At 70.0% G+C, this 25733-nt stretch carries 25 protein-coding genes; 9 read left to right on the top strand and 16 right to left on the bottom strand.

Annotated elements, in window-relative coordinates; genetic code table 11:
- Positions 1-8: 8 nt before the first annotated feature.
- Positions 9-665 carry a response regulator transcription factor gene (locus SSP08S_RS16945; protein WP_019068798.1) on the bottom strand — a complete coding sequence of 219 codons (657 nt, stop codon included), beginning with the start codon at positions 663-665 and terminating at the stop codon, positions 9-11.
- Between the two features lie 134 nt (positions 666-799).
- On the opposite strand from SSP08S_RS16945, the gene SSP08S_RS16940 reads away from it, so the two are divergent.
- Positions 800-1408 carry a hypothetical protein gene (locus tag SSP08S_RS16940; RefSeq protein WP_019068797.1) on the top strand — a complete coding sequence of 203 codons (609 nt, stop codon included), beginning with the start codon at positions 800-802 and terminating at the stop codon, positions 1406-1408.
- Between the two features lie 76 nt (positions 1409-1484).
- Here SSP08S_RS16940 and SSP08S_RS16935 read toward each other — a convergent pair whose 3' ends face one another.
- Positions 1485-2924 carry a gamma-aminobutyraldehyde dehydrogenase gene (locus SSP08S_RS16935; RefSeq protein WP_019068796.1) on the bottom strand — a complete coding sequence of 480 codons (1440 nt, stop codon included), beginning with the start codon at positions 2922-2924 and terminating at the stop codon, positions 1485-1487.
- Positions 2925-3089: 165 nt separating this feature from the next.
- Between SSP08S_RS16935 and SSP08S_RS16930 the strand changes: the two genes are divergently transcribed.
- The 7 genes from SSP08S_RS16930 (at position 3090) to SSP08S_RS16900 (ending at position 9697) form a co-directional block, all read left to right on the top strand.
- The gene (locus tag SSP08S_RS16930; RefSeq protein WP_026178557.1) at positions 3090-3605 is read left to right on the top strand and encodes an Lrp/AsnC family transcriptional regulator; all 516 of its coding nucleotides are present in this window, start codon (positions 3090-3092) and stop codon (positions 3603-3605) included.
- Positions 3590-4969: an aspartate aminotransferase family protein gene (locus tag SSP08S_RS16925; RefSeq protein WP_026178556.1), complete on the top strand. Its 1380-nt coding sequence runs from the start codon at positions 3590-3592 to the stop codon at positions 4967-4969. Before SSP08S_RS16930 ends, SSP08S_RS16925 begins: the two co-directional genes overlap by 16 nt.
- A gap of 202 nt (positions 4970-5171) precedes the next feature.
- On the top strand, positions 5172-5912 hold the full coding sequence (locus SSP08S_RS16920) for an ABC transporter ATP-binding protein (protein WP_019068793.1): 741 nt from the start codon (positions 5172-5174) through the stop codon (positions 5910-5912).
- Positions 5894-7234 carry a hypothetical protein gene (locus SSP08S_RS16915; RefSeq protein ID WP_019068792.1) on the top strand — a complete coding sequence of 447 codons (1341 nt, stop codon included), beginning with the start codon at positions 5894-5896 and terminating at the stop codon, positions 7232-7234. The genes SSP08S_RS16920 and SSP08S_RS16915 overlap by 19 nt, the downstream gene beginning before the upstream one ends.
- 63 nt (positions 7235-7297) lie before the next feature.
- Entirely contained in the window at positions 7298-7705 is a 408-nt protein-coding gene (locus SSP08S_RS16910; protein ID WP_019068791.1) for a VOC family protein, read from the top strand.
- A 25-nt stretch (positions 7706-7730) separates the two neighbouring features.
- The gene (locus tag SSP08S_RS16905) at positions 7731-8852 is read left to right on the top strand and encodes an LOG family protein (RefSeq protein ID WP_019068790.1); all 1122 of its coding nucleotides are present in this window, start codon (positions 7731-7733) and stop codon (positions 8850-8852) included.
- Between the two features lie 161 nt (positions 8853-9013).
- Positions 9014-9697 carry an LAETG motif-containing sortase-dependent surface protein gene (locus tag SSP08S_RS16900; RefSeq protein WP_019068789.1) on the top strand — a complete coding sequence of 228 codons (684 nt, stop codon included), beginning with the start codon at positions 9014-9016 and terminating at the stop codon, positions 9695-9697.
- A gap of 61 nt (positions 9698-9758) precedes the next feature.
- Here the strand turns inward: SSP08S_RS16900 and SSP08S_RS16895 are convergent, their stop codons facing one another.
- The 10 genes from SSP08S_RS16895 to rpsB all read right to left on the bottom strand — a co-directional run bounded on the left by SSP08S_RS16895 (position 9759) and on the right by rpsB (position 20204).
- A complete protein-coding gene (locus SSP08S_RS16895) occupies positions 9759-10793 on the bottom strand; it encodes an ABC transporter ATP-binding protein (RefSeq protein WP_019068788.1) in 1035 nt (344 codons plus the stop codon).
- A complete protein-coding gene (locus SSP08S_RS16890) occupies positions 10794-12395 on the bottom strand; it encodes an ABC transporter permease (RefSeq protein ID WP_019068787.1) in 1602 nt (533 codons plus the stop codon).
- A 47-nt stretch (positions 12396-12442) separates the two neighbouring features.
- On the bottom strand, positions 12443-13522 hold the full coding sequence (locus SSP08S_RS16885) for a thiamine ABC transporter substrate-binding protein (protein ID WP_019068786.1): 1080 nt from the start codon (positions 13520-13522) through the stop codon (positions 12443-12445).
- Positions 13523-13656: 134 nt separating this feature from the next.
- On the bottom strand, positions 13657-14763 hold the full coding sequence (rlmN, locus tag SSP08S_RS16880; RefSeq protein WP_019068785.1) for a dual-specificity RNA methyltransferase RlmN: 1107 nt from the start codon (positions 14761-14763) through the stop codon (positions 13657-13659).
- A gap of 62 nt (positions 14764-14825) precedes the next feature.
- Positions 14826-15272, bottom strand: coding sequence for an SRPBCC family protein (locus tag SSP08S_RS16875; RefSeq protein ID WP_019068784.1), 447 nt, complete (start codon positions 15270-15272; stop codon positions 14826-14828).
- A 121-nt stretch (positions 15273-15393) separates the two neighbouring features.
- On the bottom strand, positions 15394-16584 hold the full coding sequence (locus SSP08S_RS16870) for a phosphatidate cytidylyltransferase (protein WP_043259495.1): 1191 nt from the start codon (positions 16582-16584) through the stop codon (positions 15394-15396).
- Entirely contained in the window at positions 16584-17141 is a 558-nt protein-coding gene (gene frr, locus SSP08S_RS16865; protein WP_019068782.1) for a ribosome recycling factor, read from the bottom strand. The genes SSP08S_RS16870 and frr overlap by 1 nt, the downstream gene beginning before the upstream one ends.
- Positions 17142-17271: 130 nt before the next feature.
- Complete coding sequence (gene pyrH, locus SSP08S_RS16860; protein ID WP_019068781.1) at positions 17272-18030, bottom strand: UMP kinase; 759 nt, start codon at positions 18028-18030, stop codon at positions 17272-17274.
- A 204-nt stretch (positions 18031-18234) separates the two neighbouring features.
- Complete coding sequence (tsf, locus tag SSP08S_RS16855) at positions 18235-19071, bottom strand: translation elongation factor Ts (RefSeq protein WP_019068780.1); 837 nt, start codon at positions 19069-19071, stop codon at positions 18235-18237.
- Between the two features lie 188 nt (positions 19072-19259).
- Positions 19260-20204, bottom strand: coding sequence for a 30S ribosomal protein S2 (gene rpsB / locus SSP08S_RS16850; RefSeq protein ID WP_019068779.1), 945 nt, complete (start codon positions 20202-20204; stop codon positions 19260-19262).
- A 281-nt stretch (positions 20205-20485) separates the two neighbouring features.
- Between rpsB and SSP08S_RS16845 the strand changes: the two genes are divergently transcribed.
- The gene (locus SSP08S_RS16845; RefSeq protein WP_051105914.1) at positions 20486-21055 is read left to right on the top strand and encodes a murein hydrolase activator EnvC family protein; all 570 of its coding nucleotides are present in this window, start codon (positions 20486-20488) and stop codon (positions 21053-21055) included.
- An 89-nt stretch (positions 21056-21144) separates the two neighbouring features.
- Here the strand turns inward: SSP08S_RS16845 and SSP08S_RS16840 are convergent, their stop codons facing one another.
- The 4 genes from SSP08S_RS16840 to SSP08S_RS16825 form a co-directional block, all read right to left on the bottom strand.
- Positions 21145-21702, bottom strand: a complete 558-nt coding sequence (locus tag SSP08S_RS16840; RefSeq protein WP_019068777.1) for a TetR/AcrR family transcriptional regulator — start codon at positions 21700-21702, stop codon at positions 21145-21147.
- 118 nt (positions 21703-21820) lie between these two features.
- Positions 21821-22663, bottom strand: a complete 843-nt coding sequence (gene whiG / locus SSP08S_RS16835) for an RNA polymerase sigma factor WhiG (protein ID WP_019068776.1) — start codon at positions 22661-22663, stop codon at positions 21821-21823.
- A gap of 283 nt (positions 22664-22946) precedes the next feature.
- Positions 22947-24107 (bottom strand): DNA-processing protein DprA, encoded by a 1161-nt coding sequence (gene dprA / locus SSP08S_RS16830; protein WP_019068775.1) that lies wholly within the window; start codon positions 24105-24107, stop codon positions 22947-22949.
- A complete protein-coding gene (locus SSP08S_RS16825) occupies positions 24104-25732 on the bottom strand; it encodes a YifB family Mg chelatase-like AAA ATPase (RefSeq protein ID WP_019068774.1) in 1629 nt (542 codons plus the stop codon). Before SSP08S_RS16825 ends, dprA begins: the two co-directional genes overlap by 4 nt.
- Between the last annotated feature and the right edge of the window lies 1 nt (position 25733).

Genomic DNA, 25733 nt, shown 5'->3' with positions numbered 1-25733 from the left:
CCTCATCCTCATCGGATCCGATACCCCGCCCGTTCCACCGTCTCCACCAGCGGCGGCTCCCCCAGCTTCCGGCGCAGTCTGCTGACGGTCACCTTCACGGTCTGGCTGAAGGGGTCGGCGGCTTCGTCCCAGGCCCGCTCCAGGAGTTCCTCGGTGGACACGACCGTCCCCTGCGCGCCGAGCAGGAGTTCCAGTACGGCGAACTCCTTGGGGCTGAGGGGCAGTTGGCAGCCGGCCCGGGTGGCTTCCCGGCGGGCCGGGTCGAGCCGGAGTTCGCCGCGGACCAGGACCGGCGGCAGCGCGGGCTGCGCACGGCGGGCCAACGCCCTTATCCGGGCGACGAGTTCGGTGAACGCGAACGGCTTGGGCAGATAGTCGTCGGCCCCGAGACCGAGCCCCGCGACCCGGTCGGCAACCGTCCCGGACGCGGTGAGCATCAGCACCCGCGCCCGGTTGTCCCCCGCCGCGAGCGTCCGGCACACCTGGTCGCCGTGGACCCCGGGCAGATCGCGGTCGAGCACGACGACGTCGTAGCCGTTGATCTCCGCGCGCTCCAGGGCCGTAGGACCGTCGAAGGCGAGGTCGACCGCCATGCCCTCGCGGCGCAGGCCCGCCGCCACGGTCTCGGCGAGTTCTTCGTGGTCCTCGACCACCAGCACACGCATGGCCGTCAGTGTGACGGGCGGGCGGTTACACGGGTATAAGGGCGGCCGTTCCCGTGGTGTAACCGCCGGGGCGGTTGTGTGGGCCACGTCCAGCGACACCCGCACACCGCAACCGCACACCAGCAGGAGGAACCATGCGCGCTCTGGCGACCAGGCCGCAGCGGATCGCCCTCGGGATCGCCGTACTGTCGGCCGCCGCGCTCGGCACGACGGCGGCACAGGCTTCCGGCACGACAACCACCGCACCCCGTACGACCGTTGTGTCCGGCTCCGGCTCCGGCTCCGGCTTCGAATTCGGCTCCGGCTCCGGCTCCGGCGTGACCACCGCGAAGGGCTCGGGCGGCGGCAAACACTTCGCGTCTCCCCGCCACGTGGCCTTCGCGGTCGCCTACCACCCGACCTCGAAGGCGCCGGGCGATCTCAACACCGCGAACAAGCACTTCGCCCGCTGCATGCGCGGGCAGGGCCAGACCGTCTTCCCCGGCTTCCACGCGGCCAAGGACTCGGCGGGGCACGTCAGCCTTCAAGTGACGGTCGCCAAGGGGGACTTCGACCCGACGACGGCCGGCTACAAGAAGGCCGTCACCACCTGTGCACCCGTCCTGGAGAAGGCCGGCCTCACCTTCCCGAACCCGGCCGACCTGCCGCCCCTGCCGACCCCCGGCAAGGCAGGCACGCCGGGCAAGCCCGGAAAGGTCACCTCCGAACTGCCCTCCCTCACCCGCGCCTTCGAGAACTCCTGACCATCCGGAGGGGGGAACGGCGCGGCCCCGGACGGATCAACTCCCGTCCGGGGCCACGCACTTACGCTCGTAACACCTACTCGCCCAGCGAGGTCATCACGTGCTTGATCCGCGTGTAGTCCTCGAAGCCGTAGGCCGAGAGGTCCTTGCCGTAGCCGGACTTCTTGAAGCCGCCGTGCGGCATCTCCGCGACCAGCGGGATGTGGGTGTTGATCCACACGCAGCCGAAGTCCAGCGCCTTCGACAGCCGCATCGCCCGCGCGTGGTCCTTCGTCCACACCGAGGACGCGAGGGCGTAGTCGACGCCGTTCGCCCACTCGATCGCCTGCGCCTCGTCCGTGAACGACTGGACGGTGATGACGGGCCCGAAGACCTCGTTCTGGATGATCTCGTCGTCCTGCTTGAGGCCGGAGACGACGGTCGGGGCGTAGAAGTATCCGACCTCGCCGACCCGGTGACCGCCCGACTCCACCTTCGCGTGCGCGGGCAGCCGCTCGATGAAGCCGGTCACCTGCTTGAGCTGGTTCGGGTTGTTGAGCGGCCCGTACAGCACGTCCTCGTCGTCCGGCTGCCCGGTCTTCGTCTCGGCCGCCGCCTTGGCGAGCGCGGCCACGAACTCGTCGTGGATGCCCTCCTGTACGAGCACGCGCGTGGCCGCCGTACAGTCCTGCCCGGCGTTGAAGAAGCCCGCGACCGAGATGTCCTCGACGGCCTTGGCGATGTCGGTGTCCTCGAAGACGACGACGGGGGCCTTGCCGCCCAGTTCCAGGTGGACCCGCTTGAGGTCCTTGGACGCGGACTCGGCGACCGACATGCCGGCGCGTACGGAGCCGGTGATGGAGGCCATCGCCGGGGTGTGGTGCTCGACCATCAGGCGGCCGGTGTCGCGGTCGCCGGTGACGACGTTGAAGACGCCCTTGGGGAGGATCGAGCCGATGATCTCGGCGATCAGGACGGTGGAGGCGGGGGTGGTGTCCGAGGGCTTCAACACCACCGTGTTACCGGCCGCCAGCGCCGGCGCGAACTTCCACACGGCCATCATCATCGGGTAGTTCCACGGCGCGACCTGCGCGCAGACGCCGATCGGCTCGCGCCGGATGATCGAGGTCATGCCCTCCATGTACTCGCCGGCCGAACGGCCCTCGAGCATCCGGGCCGCGCCCGCGAAGAAGCGGATCTGGTCGACCATCGGCGGGATTTCCTCGGAGCGGGTCAGCCCGATCGGCTTGCCGGTGTTCTCCACCTCGGCCGCGATCAGTTCCTCGGCCCGCTCCTCGAACGCGTCCGCGATCTTCAGCAGGGCCCGCTGGCGCGCCGCGGGAGTCTCGTCCCGCCAGGCCGGGAAGGCCGCCGCGGCGGCCGCCATCGCGGCGTCCACGTCCGCCGCTCCGGACAGCGGGGCGGTGGCGTACGCCTCGCCGGTCGCCGGGTTGACCACCTCGGTGGTCCGTCCGTCGGCGGCGTCCCGGAACTCACCGTCGATGTAATTGCGCAGACGACGCAGCTCGGTGCTCACTGCCGGCCCTCCAAGTTCAGGTGTCCAATCACTGAGACACCCACACTAATCGCCCGGCCCACGTTTTCAACACCCCCGGTCGCGCCAAGACTACGAAATCCGCAAGTCTCGACCTTGTAAACAACGAATTTCATCGAAGCGGCCTTGCGGAACGGTCGAGACGTCGTGCACAGTGAAGCCGTGGCCAGTCGTAGCGCAGAACACAGGGACTCCCGCGAGTCCAGGAACGGGACTCCGCATCTGGATTCCGTCTCCCTCGCCATCATCGAACAGCTCCAGGAGGACGGCCGCCGACCGTACGCCGCGATCGGCAAGGCCGTCGGCCTCTCCGAGGCGGCCGTGCGCCAGCGCGTCCAGAAGCTGCTCGACCAGGGCGTGATGCAGATCGTCGCCGTCACGGACCCGCTCACCGTGGGCTTCCGCAGACAGGCGATGGTCGGTGTCAACGTCGAGGGCGATGTCGAGAACGTGGCGGACGCGCTGACGGCCATGCCGGAAGTGGAGTACGTGGTGATGACCGCGGGCTCGTACGACCTCCTCGCCGAGATCGTCTGCGAGGACGACGACCACCTGCTGGACGTCATCAACAAACGCATTCGGGCGCTGCCCGGAGTGCGCTCCACCGAGAGCTTCGTTTATCTGAAGCTCAAGAAGCAGACCTACATGTGGGGAACCCGATAACCGTGAGCAAGGACCTCAGCCGCACCGCGTACGACCACCTGTGGATGCACTTCACCCGCATGTCCTCGTACGAGAACGCGCCCGTTCCCACGATCGTCCGTGGTGAGGGCACCTACATCTACGACGACAAGGGCAAGCGCTACCTCGACGGTCTCGCGGGTCTGTTCGTGGTCCAGGCCGGTCACGGCCGCGCCGAGCTGGCCGAGACCGCCGCCAAGCAGGCGCAGGAGCTGGCGTTCTTCCCCATCTGGTCGTACGCCCACCCCAAGGCCGTGGAGCTGGCGGAGCGTCTCGCGCACTACGCGCCCGGCGACCTGAACAAGGTCTTCTTCACCACCGGCGGCGGCGAGGCGGTCGAGACCGCCTGGAAGCTCGCCAAGCAGTACTTCAAGCTCCAGGGCAAGCCCACCAAGTACAAGGTCATCTCCCGCGCGGTCGCCTACCACGGCACCCCGCAGGGCGCCCTGTCCATCACCGGACTCCCGGCCCTGAAGGCCCCGTTCGAGCCGCTCGTCCCGGGCGCGCACAAGGTCCCGAACACCAACATCTACCGCGCCCCGCTCTTCGGCGACGACCCGGAGGCCTTCGGCCGCTGGGCCGCCGACCAGATCGAGCAGCAGATCCTGTTCGAGGGCCCGGAGACGGTCGCCGCGGTCTTCCTGGAGCCGGTGCAGAACGCCGGCGGCTGCTTCCCGCCCCCGCCCGGCTACTTCCGGCGCGTGCGCGAGATCTGCGACCAGTACGACGTACTCCTGGTCTCCGACGAGGTCATCTGCGCCTTCGGCCGCCTCGGAACGATGTTCGCCTGCGACAAGTTCGACTACGTGCCGGACATGATCACCTGCGCCAAGGGCATGACCTCGGGCTACTCCCCGATCGGCGCCTGCATCATCTCCGACCGCCTGGCCGAGCCGTTCTACAAGGGCGACAACACCTTCCTGCACGGCTACACCTTCGGCGGCCACCCGGTCTCCGCCGCGGTCGGCCTCGCCAACCTCGACATCTTCGAGCGCGAGGGCCTCAACCAGCACGTCCTCGACAACGAGGCCAACTTCCTCCAGACCCTCCAGAAGCTGCACGACCTCCCGATCGTCGGCGACGTCCGCGGCAACGGCTTCTTCTACGGCATCGAGCTCGTCAAGGACAAGGCCACCAAGGAGACCTTCACGGACGAGGAGTCGGAGCGCGTGCTCTACGGCTTCGTCTCCAAGAAGCTCTTCGAGTACGGCCTGTACTGCCGCGCCGACGACCGCGGTGACCCAGTGATCCAGCTGTCGCCGCCGCTGATCTCCGACCAGTCGACCTTCGACGAGATCGAGGGCATCGTCCGCCAGGTGCTGACGGAGGCCTGGACGAAGCTCTGACCCCAGGTTCAGATCTTCCTTCTGGATGATCAACACCGGCCCCGGCGCCGCCGTTCGAGTGAGAAACGGCGGCCCGGGGCCGTGTGCTGTCCGGGCTCCCGCCGACCGCTCCTTAGCGTGCCAGTGACCGATCGGCCCCCTCTTCGTTCCCCCGGACGGGGGATGCGATACGGGAAAACGGATCTGAACGAGGTGTACGCGCATGGTGGCCCCGCCGGACAACGACGTGCTCTGGGCACGTGCCCTGCACTTCCAGCACCACGACGGAACGCCCGCGCTCAGCGGGGTCTCGCTCGGCGTCCGGGAGGGCGAGATCCTCGCCGTCAACGGCCCGCGCGGCAGCGGCAAGACGACCCTGCTGCGCTGCCTCTCCGGTCTTGAGCGCCCGAACCGCGGCGAGGTCTGGTTCAACAGCGTGCCCGTGCACACCATGGGCCCGATGACCCGCGAGCGGCTGCGCCGCGACCGCTTCGGCTGGATCGACCCGGCGCCCGTGCTCGTCCCGGAGCTGAACGTCTGGGAGAACGCGGCCCTCCCCCTCATGCTGCGCGGCACCAGCCGCCGTCGCGCCAAGACCGCCGCCCTGGAGTGGCTGGACCGCCTCGACATCGGCGAGCACGCCCGCAAGCGCCCCCACGAACTGCGCCAGGCCGAACGCCAGCGCGTCTCGATCGCCCGCGCGCTGGCCCCGGCGCCGACGGTCCTGTTCGCCGACGAGCCGACCGCCCCGCTGCACCGCGCGGACCGCGCCCACGTCCTGCGCACGCTCACCACCGCGGCCCGCTCGCACGGCATCACGGTCGTCCTCGCGACCCACGAGGCGGAGACGGCGGCCCTCGCGGACCGCACGGTGTCGCTCCTCGACGGCCGCCGCGTGAACACGGTCCACCTTCCCCCGGTCACCGAAGCGGAAGGCCGGGCCGAGTGCTCGCTCTCCGTCTGACCCGCGGCTCGCACCCCGCCGTCCAACTCCGCCGCCTGCTGGTCGCGGTGGCCTCGGCGGGCACGGGCTTCCTCCTCCTGTGCACCCTCGGCTACGCGATGGGCCACCCCGACTCCCCCGCCGCCGCGGCCCTCCGCCTCGGCTGGTGCGCGACCCCGCTGGCCGCCACCGTCTACTTCGCGGTGGCCGTCGCCCGCACCGACCCGGCGACGAAACCCCGCCCCGGCCTCTCCGCGATCGGCCTCGGCCCCGGGCGCCTGATGGCCATCTCGGCGACCACGACCGCGCTGGCCTGCACCCTCGGCTCCATGCTGGCCCTCCTCTTCTTCCTCCACCTCCGCGGCGACCTGACCGGCATGCCCTTCGACGGAGCGGCGGCGGAGTTCCTCGCCTCGGACCAGCCCCTGCCGCTCCCGGCAGCACTGACCCTCCTCGCCCTCGTACCGGTGACCGCCTCCGTCTCCGTGGCACTCGTCCTGCGCCCCCGGGACCTCCGCCCCGCCTCGGAGAAGGGCCCGGCGAGGTCGTACGGCCGCTTCGGCGTGCAGGGCCGCCCGGACCGCCGCGAGACCTTCGGGGCGTACGGCCGTTTCGGCGCGCATCTGCGTGCGGGGGCGCGTGGCAGCGAGCCGGCCGAACAGCTCGCGCAGACGGAGCAGTCGGAAGGCGCGGACACCACTACTCACGACCCCTCGCGCCCCCCGGCTCCCAGGGAAGCCCCCCGAGGTCTCCCCTGGGGCATCGCCGTACTGGCCGCCGGACTCGCGGTGGAGGCGTACGCGAACCGGACGCGGGACGGCGGCGGGCTGTCGCTCCCCGGCGGGCTCGCCGACGGGCCCGCGAGTGTCCTGGCCGGCTGGGTGCTGACCGCGATCGGGCTGGCGCTGGCCGGCCCCGGGCTCACGCACCTGTGCGGCCGGCTGCTCCAGTCCGTCAGCCCCGGCGCGCTGCGGCTGCTGGCCGGACGCGTGCTGATGGAGGAGGCGACCCGGATCGGGCGCCCTCTGGGCGTGGTGTGCGCGGTGGCGTCCGGCGGCTTCGCGATGACGGCGCTCTACGACGCGGACGCCCCGGCCTTCGGCCCCCTGACCACCCTGGGTCTGCTCCTGGTCACCGGCTGCACGGTGGCGACCCTGCTCACCGCCGCGCTGGAGGCCAAGCACGCCCGCGCCGACACCACGGCCGCGCTGCTGCGCCTCGGCGCCCCCGCCACCATGCTGCGCAGCGCGGCGGCCCTGCGCGCGGGCGCGCTGCTGGCCCTGTTCCTCCCGCTGACCCTGTTCGTGGCCGAGCTGGCGGCGCTGCCGCTGGCCGGCCGATGAGTTTCGTACGCACGGCCGGTCTACCCACCGAACAGCACGCACGCCCGATGGGAGAGACCTCGCATGTACCAGCAGATGATCTTCGTGAACCTGGCCGTGAACGACGTAGACGCGTCGAGGAAGTTCTTCACGGAGCTCGGCTACTCGATCAACCCCCAGTTCAGCACCGACGAATGCGCGTGTGTCGTGATCAGCGACACGATCATCGCGATGCTCCTCAGCAAGCAGCGGTACAGCGACTTCACCAAGAAGGAGATCGCCGACTCGACGACGACCAGCGAGGTACTGCTGTGTCTGAGCGCCGAGAGCCGCGAGAAGGTCGACGAACTCGTCGACAAGGCGTTCGCCGCCGGCGCCACCGGCAGCACGGACGCCATCGACCAGGGCTTCATGTACGGCCGCTCCTTCGACGACCCCGACGGCCACTCCTGGGAGGTCGTGTGGATGGACCCGGCGGCGGTCCAGGGCTGACCGTGCCGGTGCCTAGCATGGGCCCGTGCAGACGAGCCCGGCCCATGCGGCCCCCCACGACGAACGCGAGATCGAGACGGTCGAGGACTTCGACGCGACCGTCTCCGCCCGCGGCACCCTCGCCGGATACCGCGTCCAGGCCGTCGATCTGACGGACCGTACGAAGGAGTTGCTCACCACCGACACCGCGGGCGCCGTCTTCCTCGGCTGCCCGATGCGCGACGAGGCCGCGGCGAAGATCCGCGCCGACGGCGCCCTCGTCTTCCCGCCGGTCCCGCACCTCCCCTTCGACCCCTACCGCGGCCGTCTCTACACGCCCGCCGAGCTGTTCGCCTCGCTCGACCAGGGGTACGAGCGGACTCCGGACGCGCTCGCGTACGCCTGGTTCCAGCGGACCAAGGCGGACGGCGACATATACGCGTCGATGCTGCGCGCCGTCCACGACGACTCGATCTCCGACGCCCTCGACGAACTCCTGCGCGGGGCGCGGGTGGTGGGCGTGATGGGCGGCCACGCGATGGCGCGCGGGACGGCGGCCTACGGCGGTGCCGCACGCCTGGGCCGGGAGCTGAGCCGCGCCGGGTTCACCGTGGCGACGGGCGGCGGGCCCGGCGCGATGGAGGCGGCGAACCTGGGCGCGTACGCGGCGCCGTACGAGGACGCGATGCTGGAGGAGGCGTGCGAACTCCTGGGCGCGTCCCCGTCGTTCAGCCCCTCGATCACCGACTGGGCCCACGTCGCTTTCCAGGTCCGCACCCGCTGGCCCAAGGGCAACCACTCGATCGGCATCCCGACCTGGTTCTACGGCCACGAGCCGCCGAACGCCTTCGCCTCGCACATCGCCAAGTACTTCGCCAACGCCACCCGCGAGGACGGCCTGTTGGCCCGCTCCAACGCGGGCGTGGTGTTCCTGCCGGGCGCGGCCGGGACCGTACAGGAGATCTTCGACAACGCGACGCCGAACTACTACGAGTCGCGCGGCGAGCCCACGCCGATGGTTCTGGTGGACCGGGAGCACTGGACGGAGCGGCTGCCGACCTGGCCGCTGCTGCGTGCACTTGCCCGGGAACGGTCGATGGAGAGCCGTATCGCCCTCGTTGACCGGATCGAGGAGGCTCCGGAGGCGCTGAAACGTCTCGCTCATTAAAGTACAGGTAAAGCCAACTGCCGCACACCGCATATGCATTGACACTGCTTACGCAGCACTTATAGACCAGTGAGACTCCTGGGGGTGGTGGTGCCTCACCTCGAACGCTGCCTCATCTCCCCCTAAACCCCCCGCAGTTGCACATCCCGTGAAGGGCAAACGTGTCCATATCTCGACGTTCCGTACGCATCCTCGGTGTCGCGTCCGCCTCGGCCGCACTCGCGCTCGGATTCGCGGGCAACGCGCTCGCCTGCAACATCAGCGAGTTCTCCGCCTCAGCCAGCTGTGACGGCGACAAGGGTGTCATCACCGTCACCGACAAGGACGCCTCGGCCACCGAGGCGACCATCACGGTGTTCCTGGAGAACAACGGCTCGGACGCCAAGCAGGTCGGCGAGGCGCAGACCGTCAAGGGCTCGGCCACCGGCGAGACCGTCACCTTCTCCGAGGACTGGCAGCCGAACGCGACGTACCGTGTCCGCGTCACGGCCACCAACGGCCTCAACAAGGACATCAAGCCGAACCTGACCACCCCGTCCAAGGCCTGCGCCACGGAGTCGCCCACCCCGACTCCGACCGAGGCTTCCCCGACCCCGTCGGAGACCGCCTCGACCCCGGCCGAGTCCGACACCCCGACCCCGTCGGCCTCGGAGAGCAGCAGCACCGCCCCCGCCACGACGACGGACAACGCGCCGTCTCCGGCGGCCGGTAGCTCGAACCTCGCCGAGACCGGTGCCAACTCCAACACCGGCATGATCGCCGGTATCGCGGGCGCGTTCGTCGTCGCGGGCGGCGGAGCCGTCTACTACGGCATGCGCCGCCGCGGTGCGACCAACGGCCGCTGATCCACCCGCTGTTGCTGTTGTGGCCCGTCCGGTTCGTGGGGACGGGCCACACGCATGTCCGCTAGCCGTCGAGTACGACGGTCTCGGCCGCGTCGAACTCCACCCCGACCGTCTCCCCTACCTCCGGCGCCTCCCGCAGCGCAACCGCCGCCTCGAGACGCGGAGCGCCCTCCGGCTGCAGCTGTACGGCGACATGGGTGCCCCTGAAGGTGCGGGCGGCGACCGTGCAGCGCAGGCCCTCCTCGGCGGGCAACAGGCGTACGCCCGCGGGACGTACGAGGAGCGTGCGGGTGCCCTGGGGGGCGTCCTCGGGGACCGGCACCTTGCCCCAGGGCGTGTCGGCGGCCTCTCCGGCGACCGTGGCACTCACCACGTTGTCGAAGCCGAGGAAACGGGCCACGAACTCGTCGGCGGGGCGCTGCCAGACCTCGAGTGGCGTACCGGACTGGGCGATCCGCCCGTCCCGCATCACCACGACCCGGTCGGCCAGCGCGAACGCCTCGCCCTGGTCGTGCGTGACCGCGAGCACGGTCGTGCCCAACGCCCCGAACAGCTCCCGGAGTTCGACGACCAGCCGCTCCCGCAGTGACCGGTCGAGCTGGCCGAGTGGTTCGTCGAGCATGAGGAGCCGGGGGCGGGGCGCGAGGGCGCGGGCGAGCGCGACTCGCTGCTGCTCACCGCCGGACAGCCCCGCGACGGCACGGCGGGCGGCACCCGGCAGTCCGACGAGGTCGAGCAACTCCCCTACCTGGTCCTTCTGTCGCCCCTTCGACGCCCCGTGCATCCGCAGCCCGAAGGCCACGTTGCCGGCCACGTCCCGCTGCGGGAACAGCTGATGGTCCTGGAACATCAGGCCCACCCCGCGTTTGTGCGCGGGCACCCCGGTCTGGTCGCGTCCGTCGAGCAACACCCGCCCGGAGTCCAGGGGTTGCAGCCCGGCGACCGCCCGCAGCAGCGTCGACTTGCCGCTGCCGCTCGGACCGAGCACACACACGATCTCGTGCTCGGCGACTCCGAGATCGACGGCGTCCAGCACCGGACACCCGCCGAACCGTACGGTCGCGTCCGCGAGACTGAGCAGCATGTTCGGCGGCATCTAGAACTCCCCCGTCCGGTCCGTGCGCAGCCGCTCGAGGACCAGCAGGGCCACCGCGCACACCACCATCAGAATCGTCGAAAGGGCCATCGCCTGGCCGTAGTTGAGATCACCGGGCCGGGACAGCAGCCGGGCCACCGCGACCGGCAGCGTCGGGTTGTCGGGCCGCGCGATGAACACGGTCGCCCCGAACTCCCCCAGCGACACCGCGAACGCGAACCCCGCGGCGATCAGCAACGCCCGCCGTACGAGGGGCAGATCGACCTCGCGCCACACCCGCCAGGGCGAGGCCCCGAGCACGGCCGCCGCCTCCCGCAGCCGCCCGTCCACCGCCCGCAGCACGGGCAGCATGGTCCGTACGACGAAGGGGACGCCCACCAGCGCCTGCGCGAGCGGCACCAGGATCCATGAACTCCGCAGATCCACCGGGGGTTTGTCGAGCGAGATCAGGAACCCGAAGCCGACGGTCACCGCCGACACCCCGAGCGGCAGCATCAGCAGGGCGTCGAAACCCCGGACCAAGCGGCCCGCGTCGCGCCGGGTCAGAGCCGCGGCGGCGAGCCCCCCAATGACCACGGCGATCGCGGTGGCGGCGACGGCGTACTCCAGCGAGTTGCCGATCGCGGCGATCGGCGGGACCAGGAAGGTGCCGCCGTCGTCGTGGGTCAGCGCCCGGTAGTAGCCGAAGTCCGGTGAGTCCAGCGACCGTTGGACCAGCACGGCGAGCGGCAGCACGAGCAGGAGCAGGACGGAGACCAGGACACCGGCCAGCAGGGACCACTGGCCGGCTCCGCGCGGGCGGCGTGCGGTCACCGCCGGGTCCACGAGCCGCAGGGCCGTCTCCCGTCGCCGTACCGTCCAGGCGTGGACGGCGAGGATCGCGCCCACCGCGACGAACTGGACGATCGTGAGCACGGCGGCCGTGGAGAGGTCGAAGACTTCCGAAGTCTGGCGGTAGATCTCCACTTCGAGGGTCGAGAAGGTCGGGCCGCCGAGGATCTGCACCACGCCGAAGGACGTGAACGTGAAGAGGAAGACCATCAGCGCGGCGGCGGCCACGGCGGGCGCGAGCGCGGGCAGCGTCACCTTCCGCCAGGCCCGCAGCCGGGAGGCGCCGAGCATCCGCGCGGCCTCCTCCTGACGCGGGTCGAGCTGGGCCCAGAGGCCGCCCACCGTCCGTACGACGACCGCGTAGTTGAAGAAGACGTGCGCGAGCAGGATGGCCCACACGGTGGTGTCCAGCCGTACGCCCCACAGGTCGTCGAGGAGTCCGCCCCGGCCGACGAGCGCGAGGAAGGCCGTACCGACGACGACCGTGGGCAGCACGAAGGGGACCGTCACGACGGCCCGCAGCACGTGCCTTCCCGGGAAGTCGAAGCGCGCGAAGACATACGCGCCGGGGAGCGCGATCAGCAGCGTGAGCGCGGTCGAGGCGAGCGCCTGCCAGGTGGTGAACCACAGGACGTGCCGGATGTCGGACTGCGCCAGCACGTCACCGATCCGGCCCAACTGCCAGGCGCCGTCCACCTTGAGCCCGCGCCCGACGATCGCGGCGACCGGGTAGGCGAAGAACACCGCGAAGAACGCGACGGGCAGGACCATGAGGCCGAGCCGTGTCGCGTTCCCGCTGCGGGAGGACTTCCGCGGGACTACTTCAGTACGAGCGAGGTCCACGACTTGACCCACTGGTCCCGGTCGGCGGCGATCTTCGTGGGGGCCATGGTCTCGGGGTCCTTGGCCTGCGGACCGTACTTCGTGAACTCGGCCGGCACGGTCGCGCCCTCGATGACCGGGTAGACGAACATGTTGAGCGGCATGTCCTCCTGAAACTCCTTGGTCAGCAGGAAGTCGATGAAGGCCTTGCCGCCCTTGGTGTTCTTCGCGTTGCTGAGCAGTCCCGCGTACTCGGTCTGCCGGAAACAGGTGCCGTACGACACCCCGGTGGGCGCGGTGGTCGGCTTCGGGTCGCCGTAGATGACCTCGGCGGGCGGCGAGGAGGCGTACGAGACGACGAGGGGCCGGTCGCCGCCCGCCTTCTTGCCGCCGGCCGAACCGGAGAACTCCTGGTCGTAGGCCTGCTCCCAGCCGTCGACGACCTTCACGCCGTTCGCCTTGAGCTTCTTCCAGTACGACTGCCAGCCGTCGTCCCCGAACTGCGCGGCGCTGCCCAGCAGGAAGCCGAGGCCGGGCGAGGAGGTCGCTGCGTTCTCGGTGACCAGGAGGTTCTTGTACTCGGGCTTGACCAGGTCGGCGAACGAGGTCGGCGGGGTCAGCTTGTGCTTGCTGAACCAGGCCTTGTCGTAGTTGACGCAGATGTCGCCGGTGTCGATGGGCGTGACCCGGTGCTTGGTCCCGTCGACGCGGTACGCGGGCTTGACGGTGGCGGAGCCCTTCGCGTCGTAGGACTGGAAGAGGCCGTTGTCGAGCGCGCGGGAGAGCAGGGTGTTGTCGACGCCGAAGAAGACGTCGCCCTGGGGGTTGTCCTTGGTCAGGATCGCCTTGTTGACGGCCTGCCCGGCGTCGCCGTCCTTCAGGACCTTGACGGTGTAGCCGGACTGCTTCTCGAAGTCCTTGAGGACGCTCTTCGAGACGGCCCACGAGTCGTGGCTGACGAGCGTGACGGTCTTGTCGGATCCGGAGCCGCTGCTCCCGTCCGACCCCGACCCGCACGCGGACAGCGTGACCAGGCCGAGGCCCACGAGGACAGCACAGTACTTCTTGGTGTTCACGGTGATGACCGAACTTCCTACCCAGAATGACCTGGGCGAGGTTCAGAGGGTCTGCGGCCCGATTGCCGCACTCTCAGCGCTGCGCGCTCCCCTGTCGGATATGAAGATGTACGTACAGGTCGTACGGGTGAAGGTTACCTCTCGGTGGCCGCGAGCTGGCCACACGCTCCGTCGATCTCCTGGCCACGGGTGTCCCGGACGGTGACCGGCACCCCATGGGCCGCGATGGCCTCGACGAACGCCTTCTCGTCCTCGGGGCGGGAGGCGGTCCACTTGGAGCCCGGCGTCGGGTTCAGCGGGATCAGGTTGACGTGCACCGGCTTGCCCTTGAGGAGGCGGCCGAGGCGGTCACCGCGCCACGCCTGGTCGTTGATGTCCCGGATCAGCGCGTACTCGATGGACAGCCGGCGCCCCGACTTCGCCGCGTACTCCCAGCCCGCGTCGAGCACCTCGCGCACCTTCCACCGGGTGTTCACGGGGACCAGGGTGTCGCGCAGCTCGTCGTCGGGCGCGTGCAGCGAGATCGCGAGCCGGCACTTGAAGCCCTCGTCCGCGAAGCGGTGGATCGCCGGGACGAGTCCGACCGTCGAGACGGTGATCCCGCGCTGCGAGAGGCCGAGACCGTCCGGCTCCGGGTCGGTGAGGGCACGGATGGACTGGACGACCCGCTTGTAGTTGGCGAGGGGCTCGCCCATGCCCATGAAGACGATGTTGGACAGCCGCGCGGGACCGCCGGGGATCTCGCCGTCGCGCAGCGCGCGCATGCCGTCCACGATCTGGTGCACGATCTCACCGGTAGACAGATTGCGGTCGAGGCCGGCCTGTCCGGTGGCGCAGAACGGGCAGTTCATGCCACACCCCGCCTGCGAACTGATGCACATGGTCACCCGGTCCGGGTACCGCATCAGCACCGACTCGACGAGCGTCCCGTCGAACAGCCGCCACAGCGTCTTGCGGGTGGTCTCCTGGTCGGTCGACAGATGCCGTACGACCGTCATCAGCTCAGGAAGCAGCGCCTCCTGCAGCTTGGCGCGCGAACCGGCGGGGATGTCGGTCCACTCCGCCGGGTCGTGCGCGAGGCGCGCGAAGTAGTGCTGCGAGAGCTGCTTGGCGCGAAAGGGCTTCTCCCCGATCGCGGCGACGGCTTCCTTGCGCTCGGCGGGCGTGAGATCGGCAAGGTGCCGCGACGGCTTCTGGGCTCCGCGGGGGGCGACGAATGTGAGTTCTCCGGGCTTAGGCATGGCTGTACCAGTGTCGCAGATCGTTTACCGTGATCCGTTACGGTGATCCGCTTCAGCCGATCTCAGCCGATGTGCTCCAGGTGCTCCTTCAGGAGCTTCTCGTTGTGGGGCAGCTCGCGGCGGACCTGGGGGCGGACGACGAGCGGCAGCAGGACCTTGCCGATGCCGTGCCCCTCGAAGTCGAGGTCCATGGTCACCCGGGTACGGCGTCCTTCGTCGAGCGGTGCGATCTCGCCACGGAAGTTTCCCCTGATGGGGCCGTCGATCCCGCGCACGGTCCAGGCGTGCGGCGGCTGGAACTCGGTGCACTCCATGGTCATCGCCATGTCGCGGCGACCCACGTGCCGGGTGACGCGGACCCGGGAGCCGAGGCCGAAGGGCCGGTCGTCGAGCTGCTGCGCGGACACCGCGCTCTCCTGCCACTCGGGCATGTGGGCCGGGTCGATGACGTACGCCCAGGCGTCCTCGGGACGGCAGTCCACGTCGAACTCTTCATGGAAGGCGGACATGACGCCCTCCTTCATTCAGGGCGGTCCCCCTTTTGCGAGGGCTTACACCGAAATCGTACGACCGGGCGCCCCCGTCCTGTACAGGTCAGGGGCGCCCGGAATGCCGTAGGACGGGACGACCTCAGGCCGAACCCACGAACAGCACGAACAGCAGCCATACGACCGGAGCCGTCGGCAGCAAGGAGTCCAAGCGGTCCATGATGCCGCCGTGGCCCGGCAGCAGCGTGCCCATGTCCTTGATGCCGAGGTCGCGCTTGATCATGGACTCGCCGAGGTCGCCCAGCGTGGCGCTGGCCGCGACCGCGAGGCCCAGCAGCAGCCCCTGCCACCAGCTGCCGTCGTCGATCAGGAACTGCATGCACAGCGCGCCCGCCACCATCGCGAAGGACACCGCCCCGAAGAGGCCCTCGCGGGTCTTTCCGGGGCTGATGCGCGGGGCGAGCTTGTGGGTGCCGAAGCGCCAGCCGACGGCGTAGGCGCCCGTGTCGCTGACGACTGTCAGCAGCAGGAACGTCATGACCCGCCAGGCGCCGTCGTCCGCGGTGAGCATCAGGGCGACGAACGTGGCCAGGAACGGCACGTAGAACGCCGCGAAGACACCCGCCGTGACGTCCTTGAGGTAGCCCTCCGGCGGTTCCGTCATCCGCCATACGAGGACGGCGAGCGCCGTGAGCGCCATGGCGACCCAGGCGCCCTCTGCACCCCGGACGTAACCGGCGACGACCATCGCCGCGCCACCGACCGCGAGGGGCACGAGGGGCGCCTTGATGCCCTTGCGCTCCTGCAGCCGCGAGGTCAGCTCCCACAGACCGACGACCACGGCGACCGCTATCACGCCGACGAACACGGCCTTGACGACGAACAGGGACGCGATGATCACCGCTCCGAGTCCGACGCCGACCCCTATGGCCGCACCCAGGTCCCGGCCCGCGCTCTTCTTCTGCGGGGCGGGCGCCGGTGGCGGGGCGTCGGGCATGGGCTCCGGATTCTGCGGCACCGCCCCGTAGGGCTGCGCCTGCGGCGTGTCAGAGGGCTGCGTCCGCGGGTCGTACGACGGCGACTGCCGTGCGTCGTACGGCGGTTGCTGCGTCTCGTCGCGGAACAAGGGGCCGCTCAGCCGAGCGGCCCCCCGGTCGTCATCCTGGTGTCCGCCGTATGCGGGCTCGTCGGGCACGATGGGCATGGGGCGAGTCTGCTGCGCCTCAGGCGCATCGTACGTGGGACCCGCCGGGGCAGCCCCCTGGACAGGCCCCTGGTCGGACGGCCCCCAGTACCCGGCTTGTGGCGGTGCCCCCCAGGAAGAGTCGTTCATCAGACCTCGAGCAGCTCCGCTTCCTTGTGCTTGAGGAGTTCGTCCACCTGGGCGACGTACTTCGCCGTGGTGTCGTCGAGCTCCTTCTCCGCGCGACGGCCCTCGTCCTCGCCGACCTCGCCGTCCTTGACGAACTTGTCGATCGTCTCCTTGGCCTTGCGGCGGATGGACCGGATCGAGATCTTGGAGTCCTCGGCCTTGGTCTTGGCGACCTTGATGTACTCCTTGCGGCGCTCCCCGGTGAGCTCGGGGAACGTCACCCGGATGATGTTGCCGTCGTTGCTCGGGTTGACGCCGAGGTCCGAGTCGCGGATCGCCTGTTCGATGTTGCGCAGTGCGCTCTTGTCGAACGGGGTCACCACGGCCATGCGCGGCTCCGGCACGGAGAACGAGGCCAGCTGGTTGATCGGCGTCAGCGCCCCGTAATAGTCCGCCACGATCTTGTTGAACATCGCCGGGTGCGCACGGCCGGTGCGAATCGCGGCGAAGTCCTCCTTGGCGACCACGACGGCCTTCTCCATCTTCTCCTCGGCCTCGAGGAGGGTCTCTTCGATCACCACTTGCTCCTGCGTGTCTTGAGTAGGCCCGGCTGCTGTGCTGTGTCGGCGTCGGCGGCCGGCTGCGTCGCGTCTTCTTCCTGCACGGTTCCCGACCGGCAGGACATTGTCCATCCCCCGGTCAGGGTCATCAGCCCTGGCTGCCTTGGTCACCCACAAGCGTGCCGATCTTCTCACCCTTGACGGCGCGGGCGATATTGCCCTCGGCGATCAGCTCGAAGACCAGGATCGGAAGCTTGTTGTCGCGGCACAGGGTGATGGCGGTCATGTCGGCGACCTTGAGGTCCTGGGTGATGACCTCGCCGTAGCTCAGCGAGTCGAACTTGACGGCCGCGGGGTTGGTCTTCGGGTCGGAGTCGTAGACCCCGTCCACGCCGTTCTTGCCCATCAGCAGCGCCTCGGCGTTGATCTCCAGGGCGCGCTGGGCGGCGGTGGTGTCGGTGGAGAAGTACGGCATTCCCATACCGGCGCCGAAGATGACCACACGGCCCTTCTCCAGGTGGCGCACGGCGCGCAGCGGGATGTACGGCTCGGCGACCTGGCCCATGGTGATGGCGGTCTGGACGCGGCTGTCGATGCCCTCCTTCTCCAGGAAGTCCTGGAGGGCGAGGCAGTTCATCACGGTGCCGAGCATGCCCATGTAGTCGGAGCGGGCCCGATCCATGCCGCGCTGCTGGAGTTCGGCGCCGCGGAAGAAGTTGCCGCCGCCGATGACGACGGCGACCTCCGCGCCGTCCCGTACGACGGCCGCGATCTCACGGGCGATCTTGTGCACCACGTCGGGGTCGACGCCCAGGCCACCGCCTCCGGAGAAGGCTTCTCCGGACAGCTTCAGCAGAAACCGGCCGCGTACTTTGCCGTCGTCGCTCTTCTGGGGCTTGGTGGTCATGACGTTCTCGCCTCTTTTACGTGGTCGCACATACGAAGAAGGCCACTGCCGGTGGGGTGTCTGTCGCATCCCATGCTCGGCAATGGCCTCCTCGTCAGATCTGCTGTCGTCCGCCACGCGCGCGTGCGCGACGGCGTACCGGCTCGACTGCTGACGACCCTAGCGGGATTCCGCGGGGCGCCGCGCGTCGATCGCGGTACGGACTCAGATGCCGACCTTGATGCGCGTGAAGCGCTTCAGGGTGACACCCGCCTCGTCCAGAACCTTCTGGACGGACTTCTTGGGGTCGAGCGCGTACGGCTGACCGAGCAGCGTCGCGTCCTTGAAGAAGCCGTTGACGCGACCCTCGACGATCTTGGCGATCGCGGCCTCGGGCTTGCCCTCGGCGCGGGTGGTCTCCTCGGCGATACGGCGCTCGGACTCGACGACCTCGGCCGGCACGTCCTCCTTGGCCAGGTACTTCGGCGCGAAGGCGGCGATGTGCTGGGCGACACCGCGGGCGACCTCGGCGTTCGGCTTGTCCAGCTCGACGAGGACACCGATCTGCGGGGGCAGGTCGGGCATCGTGCGGTGCATGTACGCGGAGACGTAACCGTCGGCGTACTGGGCGAAGCGGTCCAGGACGATCTTCTCGCCCAGGTTCGCGTTGGCCTCGTCGACGAACGCCTGAACCGTCTTGCCGGGCTCGATCTCGGACGCGAGGAGCGCCTCGATGTCGGCCGGGGCGGTGGCGGCGACGTGCTGGGCGATCTGGTTGGCGACGGCCTGGAACTTCTCGCCCTTGGCGACGAAGTCCGTCTCGCACTTCAGCTCGACCAGGACACCGGAGGTGTTGTCGTCGGCGATGACGGAGACCACGGCGCCGTTCTCGGCGGAGCGGCCCTCGCGCTTGGCGACGCCCTTCTGGCCCTTGATCCGGAGCGCCTCGACGGCCTTCTCGACGTTGCCGTCGGCCTCGTCCAGCGCCTTCTTGCAGTCCATCATGCCGGCGCCGGTGAGCTCACGGAGCTTCTTGACGTCGGCGGCGGTGTAGTTCGCCATGATCTGAAAATCTCTTCTCGGAGTTCGAAGTCTCGAAGTCGGCGGCGGCCGCGTGGTGAGCGGGCTTCCGCCAAAGATCTACGGGCTACGAAGATCTAGGGGCTGTGAGTGAACGGCGGGTGGCGCGGTCGGCACCACCCGCCGTCACTTCAGCTCAGCCCTTTGGCCCGGAAGGTCAGGCCGTCGGGTCAGGCCTGCTCGGCGTCGGCGGCCGGCGCGGCCTCGGCGGCGGGGGCCTCGACCTCGGCAGCGGCCTCCTCGACGGCGACCGGAGCCTCGGCCTGCTCGGCGTCGGCGACCTTCTCCGTCTCGGCGGAGGTCTGGACCTCGGCGTCGGCGGCGGGGGCCTCGTCGGCCTTCTTCTCGCCCTCGAGCAGGTCGCGCTCCCACGCGGCGAGCGGCTCGCCGGCGGCCTTGTCACCCTTGGCCTCGGCGGCGACACCGGAGCGGCTGATGAGGCCCTCGGCGACGGCGTCGGCGATCACGCGGGTGAGCAGGGTGACGGAGCGGATCGCGTCGTCGTTGCCCGGGATCTTGTAGTCGACCTCGTCGGGGTCGCAGTTCGTGTCGAGGATGGCGACGACCGGAATGTTGAGCTTCCGGGCCTCACCGACCGCGATGTGCTCCTTCTTGGTGTCCACGATCCAGACGGCGCTGGGAACCTTGGACATCTCGCGGATACCACCGAGGGTCTTCTCCAGCTTGGCCTTCTCGCGCGAGAGCACGAGAAGCTCCTTCTTGGTGAGACCGGACGCGGCGACGTCCTCGAAGTCGATCTGCTCGAGCTCCTTGAGGCGCTGCAGACGCTTGTAGACGGTGGAGAAGTTGGTGAGCATGCCGCCCAGCCAGCGCTGGTTGACGTAGGGCATGCCGACGCGGGTGGCCTGCTCGGCGATGGCCTCCTGCGCCTGCTTCTTCGTGCCGACGAACATGACCGTGCCGCCGTGGGCGACGGTCTCCTTGACGAACTCGTAGGCGCGGTCGATGTACGACAGCGACTGGAGCAGGTCGATGATGTAGATGCCGTTGCGCTCGGTGAAGATGAAGCGCTTCATCTTCGGGTTCCAGCGACGGGTCTGGTGACCGAAGTGGACGCCGCTTTCCAGCAGCTCCCGCATCGTGACGACGGCCATGGCCGTTCTCCTTGATTTTCTCGGTTGTGCCGCGGGTGCCGGGACGGCACTCGCGCCTGACGCCCACGTGCGCGTGCCCAGAGGACCGAGGAGCGCTGACACCGGATTTCGTCTCTCGACGGAGGACCAGATGTCGGGGCGTGCGAAGTCGACCCGGTGACCCGGATCGCCAAAGGAAGTGTACGGGACCCGCGAGGTACCGGGTGACGCCGTTGTCCACAGGCATCCGCCGGTCCACAGGTCCCGGCCATGATCGACACGGGTACGGCACGGTTTGTGCCATGCGAACACGACGAAACCGGCACACAGCGCTGGGCTTGGTACTGGCCCTCTTCCTGACCCTGCTGACCTGCGCGGCCCGGGCGGCCGACGCCCCTCCGCCGACGCCCGGGGCCCCACCCGTGTCGGTCCCGGCCCTGGCCCGCACCTGGCCCGTCGGTTCCCACCCCGTGGTCCTACGAGGCTGGGAGCCCCCGGCGACGCTCTACGCCCGGGGCCACCGGGGCGTGGACCTGGCGACCCCGGCCGGCGCTCAGGTACGGGCGGTGGCGGCGGGCCGGGTGTCCTTCGCGGGCCGGGTGGCGGGGAGAGGGGTGGTCGCGGTGGAACTGACGGGCACGGACCTGCGCACGACCTACGAACCGGTGACCGCGTCGGTGAAGAAAGGGGACGAGGTGGAGGCGGGCGGGGTGGTGGGGACGGTGGAACTCACGGGCTCGCACTGCGGCGCGACTTCGTGCGTGCACTGGGGCTTGCTGAGAGGGGAGGCGTACTTGGACCCACTGGGGCTACTGCCACCGTGGCTGCTGAATCGGGGGCCATCACGCTTGTTGCCGGTGCTCAGCTCTTAGGGGCGAGCCCGTCCCTCTTGCCTCGGGTCCTGGCTTTTAGGGGCGCGGGGAACTGCGCGACCAGCCCCCACCGGGCCCGCAGACGAAATTCAACCCTCAACACCCCGCAAAGCCATACTCACCGCAGCCTCAGTAATCACCGAGGGATCCTCCGCAGCCCCGAGCTCGATCCGCCGCACAGCCGCATCGACAACCCCCTGAAGCAACATCGCCGCCAACCGCGGCTCCGCATGCCCCATCTCCGCCAGCGCCTCGACGATCATCGCGACCAGCCCACCATGCGCGGCCCGGATCTTCTCCCGCGCCCCGGCGTCCAGTTCACTCGCGGAGATGGCGACCACGGCTCGATGCCGCCTGTCCCCGACCAGGGCCAGCTGCTGCCGCACATACGCCTCGACCTTGCCCTCGGCGGAGCCGGCCCGCTGCATCGCCGCCGACACGTCCGCCGCCCAGACAGGGAAGTCGACCTCGCAGAGTTCCTCCACGACGGCGGCCCGCGAGCGGAAGTACTCGTACACGGAGGACCGCGCGAGACCCGTCCGCTCGGCCAGGGCCGGGAAGGTCAGCGCCTCCGTCCCGCCCTCGGACAGCAGTGAACGAGCCGCGTCCAGCAGGGCGGCTCGCTGCATCGACCGGTGCTCGGCCACGGAGGCCGCTCGAATCCTTGGCACGTCAACCACTCTACGGACGGTCCACCCCCGGCGGGAGTGACCGGGGCCATGCAGGCACGATTCTGCGAGGTCGAGAAGGCAGTGCGGCTTTCGCTCAACGGCCGAAACTGGCCAGCTTGGCGCGCAGCTGCAGCACGGACTTGGTGTGGATCTGGCTGACCCGACTCTCGGTCACCCCGAGCACATTGCCGATCTCGGCGAGGGTCAGCCCCTCGTAGTAGTACAGCGTGACGACGGTCTTCTCCCGCTCGGGCAAGGTGTTGATCGCCCGCGCCAGGAACCGCCGCAGCTCCCGCCCCTCCGCCACCTCCACCGGGTTGTCGGCGGCGGTGTCCTCCAGGGTGTCCATGAGGCTGAGCCGGTCGCCGCCCTCGCCGCCGGCGTGCAGCAGCTCCTCCAGCGCCACCACGTTCGCCAGCGACAACTGGCTGAAGACGGCGTGGAGTTCGTCCACCGCGATGCCCATCTCGGCGGCCACCTCGCCCTCGCTGGGGGTGCGCCTGAGCCGCGCCTCCAGCGTGGCGTACGCCCGCTCCACGTTCCGCGCCTTCTGCCGCACCGAGCGCGGGATCCAGTCGAGCGCGCGCAACTCGTCGATCATCGCGCCCCGGATGCGGGTGATCGCGTACGTCTCGAACTTGATCTCCCGCTCGATGTCGAACTTCTCGATGGCGTCGATCAGTCCGAACACCCCCGACGACACGAAGTCCGCCTGCTCGACGTTGGGCGGCAGCCCGACGCTCACCCGTCCCGCGACGTATTTCACGAGCGGCGAGTAGTGCAGGATCAGCTGCTCGCGCAGCCGCTCGTCGCCCGTCGTCTTGTACGACCGCCACAGCTCGTCGAGCGTCGAGGGAGCGGGCGGCCGGACGCTGCCACCGTCACGGGCGGCTGGGGGGATCGCCGCCCGGTCGGACCCGGAGGTGTGCTGGGGCATTCGTCGCCTTGTGCCGTTCTGCTGTGAAGTGGGGATGCCTGGGTGAGCTGTCGGAGTGATGGGGAGTTACCAGTCTGTTTGCCGGTCTGTGCCGGAATCCCCGTGAGCGTAGCGTGACTGGAGTGTCGCGGTGTGCGAAGGGAAGCGCTCGGACCGGCCACGGACGCGTTCGACAGGGTGCCGGAACGGGTCACTCCAGTCGCTCTGCGTGATCATCGGAATGCGCCAACTGCGGGAATTCCCAAGGGTGTCGGGGTTCCCCCGGACGGCCGAACACACTCGGTCAGCGGCGCCCCCGATCCGGCCGGACCGAGATCATCGCCTGGCGTGTCAACTTCCAGCCGTCGCCGTGTCGTTCGACGTAACCAAGTGCTCGGAGTTCGTACAGTCTCGCGACCGCGTCGTCCTCCGTGGTCTGCGCGCCCCGGGCGATCTCCCGCACCGCTGCGGCCCTGTTGCCGGGGAGGGCGGCGAGGATGCGGCGGGCGGCCGGTTCCAACAGGTCGCGCGGGAGCACCGGTCCGCGGCGGTCCGGGGCCAGTTCGCCCATGTCACCGACCAGTTCGACGACTTCGGCGGCGTCGGTGACCAGCACCGCGTCCCCGCGCAGGAGTTCGTGCACACCCGCGGACAGTCCGCTGGTGGCCGGGCCGGGCACCCCCATGGTGTGGCGCCCCAGCCGCTGAGCCGCCCGGGCCGTGACGAGCGATCCGCTGCGATACGCGGCCTCGACCACCACGGTGCCCCTGGTGAGCGCCGCGATCACCCGGTTCCGGAGGATGAACCTGCTCGGTGTCGGATGCTCGCCGGGCGGCAACTCGCCCACCACCAGCCCCTGTTCGGCGATCCTGCCGATCAACTGGGCGTGGCCGCGCGGGTAAGGCTGGTCCACTCCGCAGGCGAGCACGGCGACGGTGGCACCGCCCGCGCCGAGGGCGCCGCGATGTGCGGCACCGTCGACGCCGTAGGCACCCCCGGACACGACGATCCAGCCGTCCTGGGCGAGGTCGGCGGCGAGGGTGGCCGCCATGTGTGCGCCGTACTCGGTGCAGGCGCGGGCGCCGACGACGGCGACGGACTTGAGCGCCCACACCCGCAGGCTGGGCCGCCCGCGCACCCACAGTCCGATGGGCCGCGCGTCCCCGAGGTCGTCGAGCTGGGCGGGCCACTCGGTGTCGCCGGGGCACACGAACCGCACCCCGGCCTCCTCCGCGGCCTCCAGATCCCGCCTCGGCTCGACCGACTCGGCCCGTGTGCACAGCCCGGCCCACCGCTTGTCGGTGACCCCGACGAGCTGCGGCCCCCCGTCCCGCAGCCGCCGGGCCACTTCCACGGCACCCAGCTCCCGAATCCACCGACCGGCCACCTCGTCGCCGGGCTCGACTACCCGGGCGAGGAAGACGCGAGCGAGGAGTTCGTAGCCCGTCTCGTCGCTCGCGGTCATGCCAGTGCCCCGATGGACATCGACGCGCCTCGTGAAACGCCTGTGCGCAGTTGCAGGGCGAGGAGCACGTCCGTGTCGTCGGGCCGGTCGTGACCCTTGAGGTCCGCGACCGTCCAGGCCACGCGCAGGACCCGGTCGATCCCCCGCGCGGTCAACGCGCCCCGCTCCAGACTGCGTTCGGCCTCGTCCATCGCCCCGCGCACGGCGTGCCAGCGGCTGCGCAGTTCACGGCCGGGCACCTCGCTGTTGGTGCGCCACGGAGTGTCCGCGAGGCGTGCCAGGGTCCGCTCCCTGGCCGCCCGTACCCGGTCGGCGACCGTCGCGGTGCTCTCTCCTCGCGCGCCGCGCATGCTGAGCTCTTCCCGCGTGACGCGGTCCACCGTGACCCGCAGGTCCACCCGGTCGAGCAGTGGGCCGGAGACCCGGGCCTGATAGCGGCGGATCGACGTGGGCGGGCAGTCGCAGAGGTCGTCCCTGAGGGAGTAGCGGCCGCAGGGACACGGATTGGCCGCGAGCACCATCTGGAACCTCGCCGGGAACCGCACCACACCCGCACTGCGGGCGATGACCACATACCCCGACTCCAGTGGCTGCCGCAGCGCGTCGAGGGCCTGGCCGCTGAACTCCGGAGTCTCGTCGAGAAAGAGAATTCCCCGGTGCGACAGGGAGACGGCTCCGGGCCTCGCCATATGGGATCCGCCCCCGACGAGGGCCTGCATCGTGGCCGAGTGGTGCGGGGCGCAGTAGGGGGCGATGTCGATCAGGGGTTTCCCCGGCGGCAGCAGACCCGCCACCGAGTGGACCGCCGTGACCTCCAGCGAGTCCTGCCGGCTGAGCCGGGGCAGGATCGCGGGCAGCCGCTCCGCCAGCATGGTCTTGCCCGCGCCCGGGGGGCCTTCGAGGAAGAGATGGTGTCCGCCGGCCGCGGAGATCTCCACCGCTGTGCGCGCCGCGTCCTGTCCGACGACGTCGGCGAGGTCGTGGCCGGGGTCGTGATGTGCCGCTCCCACGCTGTGCATCCCCGTGGCCGCCCCGGTGCCCGGCACGCGCAGGCCGGCGAGGAGCGGATCGGGCCGGCCCACCAGGTCGTCCGGTTCCTCGTCGGGGACGGGCTCGTCCGCGAGTACGGCGATCAGCTGCCGCAGGCTGCGGACGCCCAGCACGGACACCCCGGGCACGAGGGACGCCTCGGCGGCGGCGCACTCCGGCACCACCACCTGCTCATACCCCGCGTCCGCCGCCGCCAGCACCGCCGGCAGGATCCCGCGGACCGGGCGGACCCTCCCGTCGAGGCCCAGTTCGCCGATCATCACGATGTCGGCGAGCACCCGTGGATCGACCCGTTCCGCCGCGCCGAGTACCGCGGCTGCGACGGCCAGGTCGAAGCCGCTGCCGCTCTTGGGTACGGACGCCGGGCTCAGGCCCACCGTCAGTTTCTTCTGCGGCCACGCGGCGCCCGAGTTGACGACCGCGGCGCGCACCCGGTCCTTGCTCTCCGTCAGGCTCTTGTCGGGCAGTCCCACCAGGGTGAACGCGGCGACGCCGGGTTCGAGGTCGGCCTGGACCTCGACGACCACGCCTTCGACGCCCACCAGCGCCACCGAGCACGTACGAGCGAACGCCATC

This window comes from Streptomyces hokutonensis (assembly GCF_000376565.1).
Taxonomy (GTDB): domain Bacteria; phylum Actinomycetota; class Actinomycetes; order Streptomycetales; family Streptomycetaceae; genus Streptomyces; species Streptomyces hokutonensis.
Note: the sequence above shows the minus strand (reverse complement) of the source record. Positions and strands in the feature narration are given on the sequence as shown.